We start from the raw sequence: 14,969 nt of genomic DNA on the forward strand, positions 1-14,969 counted from the left end.
GACCCGACCCCGACCGAGAACCCGACGACGCCCTCGGGCACCTGGAAGCCCGGCACGACCTACCCGGCCGGCAGCACGGCGACCTACAACGGCGCCACCTACCGGTGCGTCCAGGCGCACACCGCCCTCGCCGGATGGGAGCCGCCCAACGTGCCCGCACTCTGGCAGCGCGTCTAAGGGCGTGTATCGAAGTCGATAGTCACCCGTCAGCCGCCGCCGGTGTACGCCGGCCTGGCCGGGAGGACGGTGGCGAGCCAGGCCACCACGCCGAGCAGCAGGACGCAGGCGGGAACGAGCCACAACGGCCCCGCGGGCCACGGGCGTCCGAGGAAGCTCATGCTCAGCGTGGTCAGCGGAACGGCAGCCAGCACAACGCCGGCTCCGGCCGCAGCCCCGGCGGTCAGCGCGGCCTCCCAGCGAAGCATCCTGCGGAGCTCGCCGGGTGTGGCCCCCAAGCGGAGCAGCGCGCGGAATTCCTCCCGCCTGGCCGTCGTGGTCGCCACCAAGCGGTTGGCGACCACGACGAGCACATATCCCAGGAGGACGACGAGGACCGCCAGGTTCACCACGACCTCGGGGGGGAAGGCGCCTGGCCGCGTGATCAGCGGTGTCTCGGTCGTCTCCGTTCCTGGCCATCGCGCGAGCAGGGCGCCGAGATCCGGTGCGCCCGGCGCCGCGGGGCGCACCAGGATGGCCGCGGCGAGCCCCGTCGTGGTGTGACCGGCGGCAAGATCGCGGGAGAGGATGAGCGGACCGAAGCCGAGCGCGCGCCGGTAGGTCGCCACCACACGGGCCCGAACGGCCGCGCCGTCCCCCATGACGAGGTCGCGGCTCTCGCCCACCGCACCCACGCGCTCGTCCACAGCGATCGCGGCTCCTCGGAGGTCGCTCAGGCTTCCGTGGGCGATGTCGAGGTCGATCACTTCGTTCGCGTCGGGACCGAGCACCAGGGCGGTCCTGTCCTGCAGGCCGGCATCGTCTCCGAAAGCGAGCCGGCGGGTGAGCACGGTGGTCGTGGCGATCGAGGTGGCGGCGCGTACGCCGGGCGTCGCGCGTACCTCGGACACGAGGCCATGAGGGACGCCGCCGAAGCGGCCGGCCGTGATGGCCCGCACGCCGCGCAGGCCGAGCGCGGCCTCGTCGGCCTTTGCCGTCATGATCGTGGTCTGGGTGAGCGTGAAGCTGAGACCGAGGGTGACCACCATGCCCATGGCCGCGACCGCGCCCGCGGTCCTGAGCGCGTACCCGTGCGCGTTGTTGACGGCCAGCCACGCGGCGGTGGAGATCCGGACAGGCAGGTGGTCGGCGAGCGCGCCGGTCACGGTCCGTACGAGGTGAGGGCCGGCCAGCGCCAGCCCGATCACCGCCAGCAGGGCGGCATTCGCCGGGCCGATCACCGCAGCCTCGGTGCGGATCAGCAGCGGGATGATCGACAGCACCAGTGAGGCCGACATCAGCAGCATGCCGACGGCGGTCCGGGCCTTGGAGGGTTGCCTTGGCTCGCTGCGCGACTCGGCCAGCGCCGCCGGCACCGACGCCCGCGACACTCGCAGCGAGGCCGCCCACGCCGAGCCCCTGACCACCGCGGCCAGCAGCAGCGTGGCCGCCAGTGCCGGGAGCGGGCTGTACACCAGGGGCAGCGCAGCGGGAAGCGCGCCTGCCGACACGAGCAGGCCGCCGAATCGGCCGGCCAGGTGGTAACCGAGCACGATCCCCGGGGCGAGCGCAGCCGTGGCCGCCACGGCGGCCTGGATCGCGATCGTCCGCCTGACCTGGCGTGGGGTCGCACCTGCCGCCCGCATCAGAGCCAGGTCGCGGCGTTGCCTGTTGATCGACATCGACAGGCTGCCGCCGACCACGAAGCCGACGACAAGCAGACTGGTGCCTCCGATGGAACCCGACAGGACGATGAGCAGCCCGCGGGCGGCGGCCATGCCAGGAGATTCGGCGTCGCCGATGAAGCGTCCTGTCGCCACCTCGTATCGTTCGCCGAGAAGCTCGCGCAGCTCGACCGCCACGTCCTCGATGTTCGCGCCGGCGGCCAGGCGTAGGGCGACGAGGTCGACGGTGTTCGCGCGTGGCCCAGACGTCCGGCCGGCCAGGTCGGCCGCGGTGGCATCGGCGAAATACAGGCCGGGAGCGTCCACCAGCGCGGTCACCCGGTAGACACCCGACCTGCCGCCGGCCATGAGCCGGACCTCTTGACCGAGCCGGCCGCGCGGCAGGGCGACCTCGCCGGGACCGCGGGGCGCACGGCCGGCTCTCAGCGATCCGGTGAGCGTCAGCGACGACCAGCCATGGCCCGCGGTCGCCGGATCGCCTTCAACCGCCGGGACCTCCGCACCCGGAACGACGGCGGCGGGAAAACTCACGTCCCCCGTAGCATCAGCCACCCCGGGAACCCCGGTCAGCCGGGGGACCAACGACGTCGGCAGCACGGCCCGTTCCGGCAAGGCCACCGGCAGATCTTCCTTCCGCGGCAGGGATTGCCTGGCCGAGACCACCACGTCGGCGTGAACCAGCCGCTGTGCGGCCACGCTGGACCGCAAACCCGACTCCGCGATCACTCCGGTCGCGACGACCAGTGCCATTCCGCCCAGTACGGCGAAGAACACCGCTACCAGCCCGCCGATCCTGGACAAGACCAGAGAGGTTCTGATCACTGAGGGACCTCGATCGGGGTCATGCGCGGTTCGCCGTCCAGCCGGGCCAGCCGTGCGGCGAGATCGTCGGCGGAGGGGGCATGGAGGAGGCCCACCACCTTCCCGTCCACCATGAGCAGCGTCTGGTGGGCGCGTGCGGCGGCGACCGGGTCGTGCGTGACCATGATCACGGTTTGGCCGAGGTCGTCGACCAGTTCCCGCAACAGGTCGAGCACCCGTGTCGCGCTGCCGCGGTCGAGGGCACCGGTGGGCTCGTCGGCGAAGACCACGTCGGGGCGGGCCGCCAGGGCGCGCACGATCGCCGCACGCTGCTCCTGGCCGCCCGACAGCTCGGCGGGCCGATGCCGCAGCCGGTCGCCGAGCCCCACCCGGGCCACGAGTTCCTGCAGCCAGGACCGGTCCGGGCGGAGCCCGGCCAGCCGCAGCGGCAGCGTGATGTTGTCCTGCACGCTGAGCGCGGGCAGCAGGTTGTAGGACTGGAAGACGAAGCCCACATGTCTTCTGCGCAGTTCCGTCCGCTTGGTCTCCGAGAGCCGGGCGAGGTCCACGCCGCCGATCACCACCGAGCCCGACGTGGGCGGGTCCAGGCCTGCCGCGCAGTTGAGCAGCGTGGTCTTGCCGGACCCTGACGGGCCCATCACGGCGACGAACCTGCCTCGTGGGAAGGCGAGCGTGACCTCGTCAAGGGCGCGTACCTCGCCGTAGGTCCTGGTGACCCGGTCCAAGGTGACGACGTGGCTCACCGGCGGCCCGACCTGACGTGGTGCACGATGAGGCCGATGATGCAGGCGACCGCCACGAGCCCTGAGGGCGGTCCGATGAGCAGGTTGCCGCGGCCGATCGTGCTGGCGACGATGTTGACGGATACGGCGATGACAAGAATCGTCCAGAGCAGGGCACGCAGAGCCCTGCCGTTCCGTCGGGATGCGGGCCGTCGCCGTTCTCGGGGGTCGATGCGATAGGGATCGTCCATGCCCCAGACGGTAGGGACGCGCCGCGGCCGCGGGGACCCCGCCACCTGGCTGATCGTGGTAGAGCTGGCTGGAATGGCGCCGCCTTGAGGCTGGCTTAGGGTGTCGGCTGTGACAGGTGACGCCTTCGAGGCACTGGACCGCCTCGCGGGAGGGCTGGGCACCGCCCTGCTGGCCCTGGCGACGGTGGCCGGCTGGGCGGTCGTCGGACCCGCATGCCTGGTCGGGATCGGACTGCCGATGGTGCAGCCGATGCTGTCCCTGACCCGATCCGTGGCCGAACGGGAACGAGCCAGGCTGGGCCGCTGGGGCGAGCACGTGGTCAGCCCCTATCCGGCCACGAGGCCCGCGAAAGGCTGGCGCACTGATCCGGCGACCTGGCGCGACCTGGCCTGGCTCGCCGTCCACAGCACCGTGGGTCTCCTGCTCGGCCTCGTGGGGATCATCCTGCCGATCATGGGGGTGCGCGACGCCTCGTTTCCCCTGTGGTGGCACCTCCTGCCCGAGGGTGAAACCGGCTCCTCCCTCGGCATTCCCGTACACACCTGGTCCGGCGTGATAGCGGTCGGCCTGTCGGGGTTCGTCTGGCTGGCCGTCAGCATTCTGTGCGGCCGCCCGATCGCCCGCCTGCAGTCCCTGCCCGGCCGGCGGCTGCTCAGCCCGCACCCGTCCGTGGACCTCTCCGAGCGGGTCGCCCGCCTCACCGCCACCCGGGCCGGCGCTCTCGCCGCGCACGCGGCCGAACTCCGCCGCATCGAACGCTCACTCCACGACGGTGCGCAAAACCGGCTGCTCGCAGTCGTCGTCATGGCCACGGCGGCCAAGCGAGCACTGGAACGTGACCCGGCGAACGTCGGCCCCGCGCTCGACCGTGTCCAGCTGGCCGCCGAGCAGGCGCTGACCGAGCTGCGCGGCGTCGTCCGCAGCATCCTGCCACCGATCCTGGCGGACAGGGGCCTCGCGGGCGCGCTCAGCGCGGTCGCGGCCGACTCCCCCATTCCTTGCGACCTTCGCGTGGGCCAACTCGGACACCTGCCCCTGTCTGTGGAGGCGACCGCCTACTTCACGGTCGCAGAGGCGTTGACCAACGCAGGCAAGCACAGCAGGGCCACACGTCTCAGAGTCGAAGCCGCCAGACACGGCGAGGTTCTCCGAGTTGAGGTGGAGGACAACGGAGTCGGAGGCGCATGGGAACGCGGCGGATCGGGCCTGGCCGGCATCCGCCGGCGGGTGGAAGCGCACGACGGCACATTCACACTTACCAGTCCCCGAGGCGGGCCGACGAGGATGAAGGCGGAACTACCGTGCGCATCGTGATCGCTGAGGACGACGCCCTGCTGCGTGAAGGACTGGTCATGCTGCTCGGCGGGGAAGGCTTCGAGGTGGTCGCGGCCGTCTCGAATCCGCAGGAGTTCCTCACCGCGGTCGCCCGGTACTCCCCCGACGTGGCGGTGGTGGATGTCCGCATGCCGCCCACCCATACCGACGAAGGTATCCAAGCCGCGGTGGAGGCCAGGCGGTCACACCCCGGGCTGGCCGTGCTCGTGCTGTCCGCCTATGTCGAGCAGGCGTTCGCCACCGAACTGCTGGCCGACGGCGCCCGTAGTCTGGGATACCTGCTGAAGGAGCGCGTGGGGCAGTTCAAGGAGTTCCTCGACGCGCTGACGCGGGTGGCCGCCGGTGGCGTGGCCATCGACCCCGAAGTGGTCGCGCAACTGTTCACCCGCCGCCGTGGCCCGCTGGACCGCCTCACCGTCAGAGAGCGGGAGGTGCTCGCGCTGCTGGCCGAAGGGCTCGGCAACATCGTGATCGCAGAGCGTCTGCGGATCACGGAGGGCACGGTGCACAAACACATCAGCAGCATCTTCGGCAAGCTCGAACTGGCACCGACCGACCGCGTGAGCCGCAGGGTCATCGCAGTCCTGCGCTATCTGGAAGGGTGACACGCTGGCGGCGGGGCGCCGAACCGGCCTGCGCCCACCGTACGAACGCGGTCAGCGCCTTGTCAGCCTCCGGGCACGTGCCGACGACGTCCCTGGCGGCGGCCACCGTGGCGATGCCCGCCCCGGCCAGTGACGGGTCGGGCACGCGGACGATGTCGGGCTCGTCCTCGGTGGGCGTCGTGGGAATCCCCCTCGTTCGCGAGCGGGAGAAGTCAACTCGGTCTCGCCGACGAGTCGGCCGGCGGGTGCTCGGTCACCTGGACCAGCACGCACCGGCCGCCGACCGGCGTCTCCGTCTCGTTGAAGCGCCCGGCGGCCTCCATCGCCGCGGGCGCCACGTCGGCCGCCGCCGCCACACTGACCAGAACAGGCTCTCGTGCGCTGCACAGGACGGCCCCGCCTCCGAGCGCCACGACGGCGAACGCCGCGACGATCGCCACGGCCCCGAGAGTCGCCAGCACGCCCCGCCGGAGTGCCTTCCTGCGCCGCTGCTGCGGTGGCAGCGCGGCACGGTGCCGACCCAACCGCACGGTGAACCTCTCTCCGCGGAGTGATCCCAGCGCCTCCCGCGGCGGGCGCGAGCCTTGCTAGAACATGTTATAGCTAGGCGATCGGCAGGGCCCTCCTGACGCTCCGGCACACCCCGTCACTCGCCTGCGAGGCACGCAGCCGCTCCGCCGACGGGGTCCCGTACTCGGTGGTGCGCTGCCTGGCCGGGCGGCCCGTCACCTCGACCATCTCCCGCAGCTCGCTGATGGTCTTGTAGGAGCCGTTCTCCGAGCCGGCCATGCGGCTGATGGTCTCCTCCATGAGCGTGCCGCCGAGGTCGTTCACGCCGCCCTGGAGCACCTGACGGCACCCGTCGTCGCGGAGCTTGACCCACGAACACTGGATGTTCCTGATCGTGCCGTGCAGGAGGAGCCTGGCCAGGGCGTGCACGGCCCTGTTCTCCTGCGCCGTGGGGCCGGGCCTGGCCAGGCCGGCCAGGTAGATGGGCGCGCTGGTGTGCACGAACGGCAGCAGCACGAACTCGGAGAACCCGCCGGTCCGCTCCTGGAGCCGGCGGATCAGCTTGATGTGCCTGACCCAGTGCAGGTGGTTGTCGACGTGCCCGTACATCATGGTGGAGGTCGTGGGGATGCCCACCTCGTGCGCCGTCGTGATGACCTCGACCCACTCCGCGGCCGGCAGCTTGCCCTTGGTCAGCACCCACCGCACGTCGTCGTCGAGGATCTCGGCCGCCGTCCCCGGCAGCGAGTCGACGCCGGCCTCCTTGGCCGCCTCCAGCCAGGCGCGCACGGACATGTTCGTCCGGCTCGCGCCGTTGATGACCTCCATCGGGGAGAACGCGTGCACGTGCATGTCCGGCGTCCTCGCCTTCACCGCCTTCGCGATGTCGAAGTACGCCGTGCCGGGCAGGTCAGGGTGGATGCCACCCTGCATGCACACCTCGGTCGCCCCCGCGTCCCACGCCTCCTGCGCCCGGTCGGCCACCTGGTCGAGGCTGAGCGTGTACGCGTCGGCGTCGGTCCTGCGCTGCGCGAACGCGCAGAAACGGCAGCCGGTGTAACACACGTTCGTGAAGTTGATGTTCCGGTTGACGACGTAGGTGACGTCGTCCCCGGCCGCCTCCCTGCGCAGCCCGTCGGCGATCGCGGCCAGCTCGTCCAGCGCCTCGCCCTCGGCCCTGAGCAGCGCGACCGCCTCGGCGTCCGTCAGGCCCGCGGGATCCGTCTCGGCCCGCCTGAGCGCCGCCCGCACCTCGCCGGGCGTCACGGCGCCGGAGCGGCCGGAGCCGTCCCGCGTCCCGGCGGGCTCGGGGTCGAGGCGGTCGCGGAGTGCGGTCCAGTCGCCGTAGACGTGGTCGAAGTCGTCCCGCCGGTCGCCGGTCCTTCCCGTCGTGTCGACCTCGACGTGCAGATCCACCCGTCCCGACGCGTTGAACCCCCCGTCGGGCTCCTGCCACGGCAGCCCTGCGGGGATCGCGTCCTCCCTGGCCAGGCCCGTGTCCGGGTCCGCCAGGGCGGCCACGTGCCCGGACAGCCGCGGGTCCAGCCAGGGCTCCCCCGCCAGGACGTACTCGGGGTAGATCGTCAGCCGCTCGCGCAGCCGGAAGCCCGCCTCGGCGGTGCGCGCCGCGAGGTCGTCGATCTGCGGCCAGGGACGCTCCGGGTTGACGTGGTCGGGCGTGAGCGGCGACACCCCGCCCCAGTCGTCGATGCCGGCCCGGATCATGAGCGCGTACTCGGCGTCCACCAGGTTGGGCGGCGCCTGGAGGCGGACGCGGGGGCCGAGCACGAGACGGGCGACGGCGATGGTGGCCGCGAGTTCCTGCAGGTCGGCGTCGGGCAGCCCGCGCATGGCGGTGTCGGGCTTGGCGCGGAAGTTCTGGACGATGACCTCCTGGACGCCGCCGTACTCGCGGGCCACCCGCCGGATCGCGAAGATCGACTCCGCGCGGTCCTCCACCGTCTCGCCGATGCCGATGAGGATGCCCGTCGTGAAGGGCACGCCGCTGCGGCCGGCGTCCTCCAGCACCCGCAGCCGCACGGCCGGGTCCTTGTCCGGCGACCCGTGGTGCGGCTGCCCCTTCTCCTCGAACAACCGCCGCGACGTCGTCTCCAGCATCATCCCCATGGACGGCGCGACGGGCTTGAGCCGCTGCAGGTCACGCCAGCTCAGCACCCCCGGGTTGAGATGCGGCAGCACCCCGGTCTCCTCCAGCACCCTGATCGCCATGGCCCGCACGTACGACAGCGTGTCGTCGTAGCCGTGCGCGTCGAGCCACTCGCGGGCCTGGCGCCAGCGGTCCTCCGGCCGGTCGCCCAGCGTGAACAGCGCCTCCTTGCACCCCATCGCCGCGCCCTGCCGGGCGATCTCCAGCACCTCGTCGGGGCTCAGGAACGGCGAGTCCAGCTTGTGCGGCGCGGTCGCGAACGTGCAATAACCGCACCGGTCCCGGCAGAGCCGGGTCAACGGGATGAACACCTTCTTGCTGTACGTGATGACGCCCTCGCGGCCGGCGGCCGTCAGCCCGGCATCGCGTACGCGGGAGGCGTGTTCGAGCAGGGCGTCGAGACGCTCGTCCCTGGCGTGCAACAGGACGGTCGCCTCGGCGACGTCGATGGCCTTGCCGTCGCGGGCACGGGCGAGAGCACGGCGGAGCGCGGAATCGCTGACGAGACTCATAAGGGCACAGTACGTGGACCTGAGTTCGCCACTCGCACCCAGGGGTCGCTCAGAACGCCCGGTAGTCGCGCACGGGCATCCGCGGCCCACGGGCGGGCGGACGCAGCCCGGTCAGCCAGACCAGCACCGTCGCACGGTGCCGATGTCCTTCGTACGGCTCCAGCAGCCGCAACATCCCCTGGTCGTCGGTCTTCGCCCCCGTCAGCGCGTAGCCGACGAGCTTGGCCAGGTGGAAGTCGCCGACGCTCACCGCGTCGGGGTCACCGAACACGCGCTGGCGCACCTCGGCCGACGTCCACACCCCGATCCCCGGCAGCGCCCGCAGCAACCGGTCGAGCTCCTCGGTGGTGGCGGCGGCCTCCAGCTTGGCGGCGTGCCAGGCGGCGTTGGCGATGGTCCTGGCGCGTACGGCCTCCGCGCCCGCCCGGTGCCAGTGCCAGCTCGGGATCTGCCGCCACACCGTGGCCTCCGGCACGACCCGCATGCCGTCGGGAGCGGGCCCGGGGGCGGGCTCGCCGTAGCGGGTGAGCAGCCAGCGCCAGGCCCGCCAGGCCTCCCGCCCCACGACCTTCTGCTCCAGCACGGCGGGGACGAGGGCCTCCATGACGCGGCCGGTCCTGCCGATCCGCAGCCCGGGATGTCTGCGGACGGCCTCGGCCAGCACCTCGTGCCTGACGCTGAAGCCCGCGAGGTCGTCATGGCCGCCCAGCAGCGCCGGCAGCGTCTCCAGCGCCCAGCCGGCCCCCGGGCCCCACGCCCGGCCGTGCACGGAGCCGCCCTCGACGCTCACCCGCAGCGTGCAGGGCCCGTCGGGGGTCCTGGACGTGCGCCACACGGCGCCGTCGCCGCCGGTGCGCCAGGTGGGGTCGCCGCCGCCGCGCCGGTGCGGCTGCAGGGCCAGCCCCACGTCGAGCGGCCCGCCGGGCTCCCACCTGCGTTCCTTCACGGTTACAGTCTGCCCGCGGGTGTGCGGTGTCTCAGACGTCGCTGGAATAGCGCACCGCGCGTTCGGGCAGCGCGATGTCGGGCCAGACGCGTACGCCGTGCCGCAGTTCGTTGCCCGGCCCCACGACGGCCCTGTCGCCGATCACGGCGTCGTGCACCACCGCGCCCGCGCAGATCCGCGCGCCCGTGCCCACCACGGAGTCAGTGACGACGGCGCCGGGCTCGATGACGCAGTCGTCGAGCAGCACCGAGCCGACGACCGAGGCGCCGGCGCCGACCACGGCCCGCGCGCCCACGGCGGTGCCGCCCTGCACCTTGGCCTCGGCCGAGACCCGCGACCCTTCGAGCGCCAGGTGTTCGCCCACCGGACCGGGCAGCGCGGGCGAGCCGAGCCGGCCCAGCACCAGGTCACGCGATCCGCGCACGAACGCGGCGGGCGTGCCGACGTCGAGCCAGTAGGTGCGGTCGGTGTAGCCCAGCACGATCTCCCCCGACGCGATCAGCCCCGGGAACGTCTCTCGCTCCACCGACACGACCTCGTCACGCGGGATCGAGTCGATCACCGATCGGGCGAAGACGTAGCAGCCGGCGTTGATGCGGTTGGTCACGGGATTGGGGGTCTTCTCCAGGAACGCGGTCACCCGACCTGACGCGTCGGTCGGCACGCATCCGAAGCGGGTGGGATCGTCCACTTCGGTCAAATGGAGCGTTACAGCGGCCTGCCGTGCGAGGTGTGTACGCACCTGATCGCCGATGTCGTGCCCGGACAGGATGTCGCCGTTGAGGATCAGCACAGGGTCGGAGGGGCCCGCGGTGAGCGCCTCGGCGGCGTTGCGGATGGCGCCGCCGGTGCCGAGGGGCGTCTCCTCCGTCATGTACTCGATCGAGAGCCCGAACGCCGACCCGTCGCCGAAGGCGGGCTCGAACATCGCCGCCTTGTAGGAGGTCGCGAAGACGATCCGGCGAACGCCGAAGGATCGCGCCCGCGCGAGCTGGTGCGCCAGGAACGGCACGCCGGCGGTCGGGAGCAGCGGCTTCGGCGTGCCCAGTGTCAGCGGGCGCAGGCGCGTGCCCTGCCCCCCGACCAGGAGGATCGCCTCGAGGTCTGGCAATGGACTCGTCATCATTCCGCGAGGTTACCGAACTATTCGATCGCGCGTTGATAGGAGCCGAGATGCGCCTCGGCCGAGGCGTCCCAGGTGAATTCGCGGGCCCGGGCCAGCCCCGCCTCCCGCAGGTGACGCCTGCGCTCGGGCGCGGCGAGCAGGTGTCCGAGCGCCGCGGCGATGCTGTCGGCGTCGGGCTCGGTGTAGGCGACCGCGTCGCCGCCGACCTCGGGCAGCGAGGAACGCTGGGTGGTCAGTACGGGTGCGCCACAGGCCATGGCCTCCAGCACCGGCAGCCCGAATCCCTCGCCCCGGGAGGGGAAGGCCACCACGAGCGCGCCGCCGAGGAACCCCGGCAGGTCCGACGCCCCGAGGTAGCCGGGCCGCACGACCTTGACGGTGGCCTCGACCTCGCGGCACGCGGCGTCGACGTCGTCGTCGTGCACGCCGCCGCCGAGCACGAGCGCGGGCGGCCGCTCCAGCGTCTTGACGGCCGTGGCGAAGCCGCGGACCAGGTTGGGAACGTTCTTACGGGGGTCGAGCGCGCCCAGGAACGCCACGTACGGCTGGCCGTGCAGCCCGCAGCGCAGGGCCGCCCGGTGGATCTCCTCCTCGGACGGCGGGTGGAACTGCGCCAGGTCGACGCCGTGGTAGGCGACGTCGATGCGGGTCGGGTCGGCGGCGAGCACGCGCACCAGTTCGTCCCTGGTCGCCTTGGACGGCACGATGACGCGCCGGGCGTGTCGCACGGCCGTACGGGTGGCCGAGCGGAAGAACGAGGCCCGCGGCCGGTGCTCGTCGGGCTCGGTGAACCAGGTGGCGTCGTGCACCGTCACGACGGTCGGCAGCCCCGAGCCGAGCGGAATGGAGTAGTAGGGGGCGTGGATGACGTCCGCGCCGGCCTGGCGAGCCAGCAGCGGCAGGCCGGTCTGCTCCCAGGTGAGCCTGGCGGCCCTGTTGGTGATCGCGACCGGCCCGGAGATGACGTGCGCCGAGGGCGCGAGGCGGCGGTATCGCTCCGCCTCCGACCGCTGGCAGACCACCGCGACGTCCGCGCCGGCCCGGTCGAGCCCGGCCACCAGCCCGTCCACATATCTGATCAACGCGCCGCGGTCCGCTGGGACCGCTGCCGCATCGACGAGCACTCGAGGCATACGAAGATCTTCTCCCCTCAAGATCAACGTGGGACCGGTGTCCCCCTCTGAACTTCAGCCTATGACCAGCGTCCCCTAAATCGTGGTCCAAATCACACCTAGTGGCGACGTGAGGCGATTCCCGCCATCCCTGCGCAGATCAGGTCCCCGACGATGAGGACGACGCGCGACGTGAGCGCCACCGCGATCGCGGGGCCGGCGGCCAGATGAGGGGACAGCACCCCGACCATGGCGGCCTCCCGCACCCCCGCGCCGGCCGGCACGACGAAGGTCAGGATGCCCAGGCACCACGACAGCGCGAAGGCACCGGTGGCGAAGATCGGCCCGCCCTGGGGGGCGATGAAGAAGAAGTGCACGCCGTACGCGGTCCAGCCGGCCAGTGCCCAGCCGAACGCGGCGAGCATGCCGCGGCGGGTGAGCGGGCGTTCGAGCGGCTCGCGCCCGAACCGGCGCAGGGCGTAGCCGATCACGCCGTTGACGACCTTGGGTTCGAGCAGGACCAGCAGCAGGGGGAGGAACAGCAGCAGCCAGCCGTAGCGGTCCCAGCCGAGCGTGACCAGCGCGACGAGCAGGCCGGTGGCCAGCTGGACGGGCATCATCAGGAAGAACGCCGCCGCGCTGCGCGAGCGCGGCACGCCGAGGTCGCGGCCCATCTCCATCTGCGCCAGCACGGGCCAGATCGCGCCGGGGATGTACTTGCCCAGCTGGCCGACGAAGAAGACCTTGGCCGCCGCCCTGAGCGGCAGCGGGGAGCCGAGGTCGGACAGCAGGGTGCGCCAGATGAGCATGGCGGCGAGCAGCGCGGCGACCACCATGACCAGCGAGGCGCCGACCGCGGGCCACGACAGCCCGGCGAACCCGGCCAGCACGTCGTCCCACTGCCCGGCCACGGCCCATCCGCCGAACCCGAGCGCGATGAGCAGGAACGCGTACCTGATCGAGGTCCGCAGCATGGACCGCCTCGGGCGGGCCGCCTCCTCGCCCGCGCCGGCCGGGCCGTCGCTCACGCCGGTCGCGCTCACAGCGGGCGGACCGGTTCGGGCGGCTGCGGCAGCGCGGCGCCCGCGGGCCGCCGCGGCGTCTTGGTGGCCACCCACAGGTAGGTCGGCACGACGGGCAGCAGCAGCCGCAGCACGCCGCGCGGCGCCCTGGCCAGCGCCGCCTTCACCACCCTGCCGAGGGCCCCGGGGAACAGCTCGGACCCGGCGAACCGGGTCGGCGTGGCCAGCACGGGGAACGTGTAGTCCCACACGTGGAAGGCGCGCAACATCCTGCGCAGGCCGCGGCGGGTGCGGAACCGTTCGTAGTAGTGGTCGGCCCTGCCGAACGCCCGCACGTAGCGGTCGGCGGCCGCCGGCGGCAGATAGGACAGGAACGGCAGCTTGTAGTGGGGCTCCATGACGCCGAGCCGGTTGCCGAGCCCGAGATAGAGCACCCCGTCGTCCGACAGCACCCGGTGCATCTCGGCGACCACCGCGTCGGGGTCGACCACGTGCTCGTAGATGTGGTTGAACACCAGCACGTCGACCGACCCGTCGGGGAACGGCAGCGCCGTGCCGTCGCCGCACACGAACGCCACCCGCTCGCCGAACCGGTCGGCCGCCTTGCGCAGGCCCGGCACGTCGATGTCGATGCCCAGGGTGTGCTCGGCCCCGGCCTGCGCGAGCTCGTCGGCGATGAAGCCGGCCGAGCAGCCGACGTCTCCCACGGTCAGCCCGCCGAGCGGCCCGTTGAAGTGCTCAAGGACCGCGATGATCTTGGCGGCCTTCCGCCTCCGCTTCTCCTCGTCGAGCATGGCGGACTGGAACTCGCTGTATTCGAGTTGCGCGACCCGTTGCTTCACCACGGTGGCCACAGTACCGACCGCGGCGCCAATTCGATGTCAAGCCGCTTTGGTACGGTGGCCGACCTGGCTCAATACCGACGAACGGGGGCGAAGTGGCGTTCTTCGAGAAGATCAGGGGCGAGTTCATCGACATCGTCGAATGGCTCGACGACAGCCGCGACACCCTGGTCTGGCGTTTCCCCCGCTACGAGAACGAGATCAAGATGGGCGCCCGGCTCGTCGTACGCGAGTCGCAGGTCGCCGTCTTCGTCAACGAGGGCCAGATCGCCGACGCGTTCGCGCCGGGGACGTACACGCTGGAGACCCGCAACCTGCCCATCCTGTCCACCCTCAAGGGCTGGAAGTACGGCTTCCACTCCCCGTTCAAGGCCGAGGTGTACTTCGTCAGCACCCGCCAGTTCGCGGACTTCAAGTGGGGCACCCAGAACCCGATCATGGTGCGCGACGCGGAGTTCGGGCCGGTGCGGCTGCGGGCGTTCGGCGCGTACGCCGCCAGGGTGATCGACGCCCGTGCCCTCCTGCGCGAGCTGGCGGGGACGGACCAGCAGTTCCGCACCGAGGAGGTGGAGGGCTACCTGCGCCAGATGGTCGTGGGGCGGCTCGCCAACGCCCTCGCCACCGCCGGCGTCCCGCTGCTCGACCTCGCCGCCCGGCAGCACGAGATGGGCCGGCGGCTCGCGGAGGTGCTGACGGCCGACCTCGCGGGCGTGGGCATCGCCATCCCGACCTTCACCATCGAGAACATCTCGCTGCCGCCCGAGGTGGAACAGGCGATGGACAAACGCTCGCAGATGGGGATCGTGGGCGACCTCGGGCAGTACACCAGGTTCCAGGCCGCCGAAGCGCTCGAGAACGCCGGCGGGGCGGGCGAGGGCATGGGGCTGGGCATGGGCATCGCCGCCGGCCAGCAGATGGCCGCCGCGCTCTCCCCCCAGAGCCGGCAGGACACCCGTCAGGGACCGCCGCCGCTGCCCGGCGACGACCCGTGGTATCTCGGGGTGGACGGCGAGCAGCGCGGGCCGTTCGACGAGGCCGGCCTGGCCGGCGCCGGGCTCACGCCCGACACGCTGGTGTGGCGGGCGGGCATGCCGGAGTGGGCCCCGGCCCGCGACGTGCCGGAGCTCGCGCCCCTGCTCCGCGGCACCCCACCCC

The 14,969-nt window shown here is 72.2% G+C and carries 15 protein-coding genes; 4 read left to right on the plus strand and 11 right to left on the minus strand.

Features of this window, described 5'->3' with window-relative positions; all coding sequences use genetic code 11:
- Positions 1–177: carbohydrate-binding protein (locus tag E1295_RS52300; RefSeq protein WP_342775963.1), on the plus strand; the 177-nt coding region annotated here is incomplete at its 5' end.
- A gap of 29 nt (positions 178–206) precedes the next feature.
- On the opposite strand, the gene E1295_RS42440 is transcribed toward E1295_RS52300, so the two are convergent.
- The 3 genes from E1295_RS42440 to E1295_RS42450 are packed head-to-tail and all read right to left on the minus strand — an operon-like array spanning position 207 to position 3,636.
- Positions 207–2,663: an ABC transporter permease gene (locus E1295_RS42440; RefSeq protein ID WP_132640086.1), complete on the minus strand. Its 2,457-nt coding sequence runs from the start codon at positions 2,661–2,663 to the stop codon at positions 207–209.
- A complete protein-coding gene (locus E1295_RS42445; RefSeq protein WP_132640088.1) occupies positions 2,660–3,406 on the minus strand; it encodes an ABC transporter ATP-binding protein in 747 nt (248 codons plus the stop codon). The genes E1295_RS42440 and E1295_RS42445 overlap by 4 nt, the downstream gene beginning before the upstream one ends.
- On the minus strand, positions 3,403–3,636 hold the full coding sequence (locus tag E1295_RS42450; RefSeq protein ID WP_132640090.1) for a hypothetical protein: 234 nt from the start codon (positions 3,634–3,636) through the stop codon (positions 3,403–3,405). The genes E1295_RS42445 and E1295_RS42450 overlap by 4 nt, the downstream gene beginning before the upstream one ends.
- A 109-nt stretch (positions 3,637–3,745) precedes the next feature.
- Between E1295_RS42450 and E1295_RS42455 the strand changes: the two genes are divergently transcribed.
- On the plus strand, positions 3,746–4,951 hold the full coding sequence (locus E1295_RS42455; protein ID WP_246081043.1) for a sensor histidine kinase: 1,206 nt from the start codon (positions 3,746–3,748) through the stop codon (positions 4,949–4,951).
- Positions 4,939–5,577, plus strand: a complete 639-nt coding sequence (locus E1295_RS42460) for a response regulator transcription factor (RefSeq protein WP_132640094.1) — start codon at positions 4,939–4,941, stop codon at positions 5,575–5,577. Before E1295_RS42455 ends, E1295_RS42460 begins: the two co-directional genes overlap by 13 nt.
- On the opposite strand, the gene E1295_RS49840 is transcribed toward E1295_RS42460, so the two are convergent.
- The 8 genes from E1295_RS49840 to E1295_RS42495 all read right to left on the minus strand — a co-directional run bounded on the left by E1295_RS49840 (position 5,546) and on the right by E1295_RS42495 (position 13,817).
- Complete coding sequence (locus tag E1295_RS49840) at positions 5,546–5,722, minus strand: hypothetical protein (protein ID WP_181958132.1); 177 nt, start codon at positions 5,720–5,722, stop codon at positions 5,546–5,548. The genes E1295_RS42460 and E1295_RS49840 overlap by 32 nt on opposite strands.
- A gap of 67 nt (positions 5,723–5,789) precedes the next feature.
- Positions 5,790–6,107: a hypothetical protein gene (locus tag E1295_RS49845; protein ID WP_181958133.1), complete on the minus strand. Its 318-nt coding sequence runs from the start codon at positions 6,105–6,107 to the stop codon at positions 5,790–5,792.
- A 73-nt stretch (positions 6,108–6,180) separates the two neighbouring features.
- A complete protein-coding gene (locus E1295_RS42470) occupies positions 6,181–8,766 on the minus strand; it encodes a bifunctional FO biosynthesis protein CofGH (RefSeq protein ID WP_132640095.1) in 2,586 nt (861 codons plus the stop codon).
- Positions 8,767–8,815: 49 nt separating this feature from the next.
- A complete protein-coding gene (locus tag E1295_RS42475) occupies positions 8,816–9,712 on the minus strand; it encodes a DNA-3-methyladenine glycosylase family protein (RefSeq protein WP_132640096.1) in 897 nt (298 codons plus the stop codon).
- 31 nt (positions 9,713–9,743) lie between these two features.
- Positions 9,744–10,838, minus strand: a complete 1,095-nt coding sequence (manB, locus tag E1295_RS42480; RefSeq protein WP_132640097.1) for a mannose-1-phosphate guanylyltransferase — start codon at positions 10,836–10,838, stop codon at positions 9,744–9,746.
- A 17-nt stretch (positions 10,839–10,855) separates the two neighbouring features.
- Positions 10,856–11,920 (minus strand): glycosyltransferase family 4 protein, encoded by a 1,065-nt coding sequence (locus tag E1295_RS42485; RefSeq protein ID WP_246081045.1) that lies wholly within the window; start codon positions 11,918–11,920, stop codon positions 10,856–10,858.
- A 149-nt stretch (positions 11,921–12,069) separates the two neighbouring features.
- Entirely contained in the window at positions 12,070–12,978 is a 909-nt protein-coding gene (locus E1295_RS42490) for a lysylphosphatidylglycerol synthase transmembrane domain-containing protein (protein WP_246081046.1), read from the minus strand.
- Positions 12,979–12,989: 11 nt separating this feature from the next.
- Positions 12,990–13,817 (minus strand): class I SAM-dependent methyltransferase, encoded by an 828-nt coding sequence (locus tag E1295_RS42495; RefSeq protein ID WP_132640099.1) that lies wholly within the window; start codon positions 13,815–13,817, stop codon positions 12,990–12,992.
- A gap of 92 nt (positions 13,818–13,909) precedes the next feature.
- On the opposite strand from E1295_RS42495, the gene E1295_RS42500 reads away from it, so the two are divergent.
- Positions 13,910–14,969: SPFH domain-containing protein (locus E1295_RS42500; protein ID WP_132640100.1), on the plus strand; the 1,060-nt coding region annotated here is incomplete at its 3' end.

It is taken from the genome of Nonomuraea mesophila (assembly GCF_004352805.1).
GTDB lineage: Bacteria > Actinomycetota > Actinomycetes > Streptosporangiales > Streptosporangiaceae > Nonomuraea > Nonomuraea longispora.

What these genes read in the sequence shown, in the direction of transcription:
- E1295_RS42470 (WP_132640095.1), bottom strand. Translation starts at nt 8,766, where the DNA reads ATGAGTCTCGTCAGCGATTCCGCGCTCCGCCGTGCTCTCGCCCGTGCC.
- E1295_RS42450 (WP_132640090.1), bottom strand. Translation starts at nt 3,636, where the DNA reads ATGGACGATCCCTATCGCATCGACCCCCGAGAACGGCGACGGCCCGCA.
- manB (WP_132640097.1), bottom strand. Translation starts at nt 10,838, where the DNA reads ATGATGACGAGTCCATTGCCAGACCTCGAGGCGATCCTCCTGGTCGGG.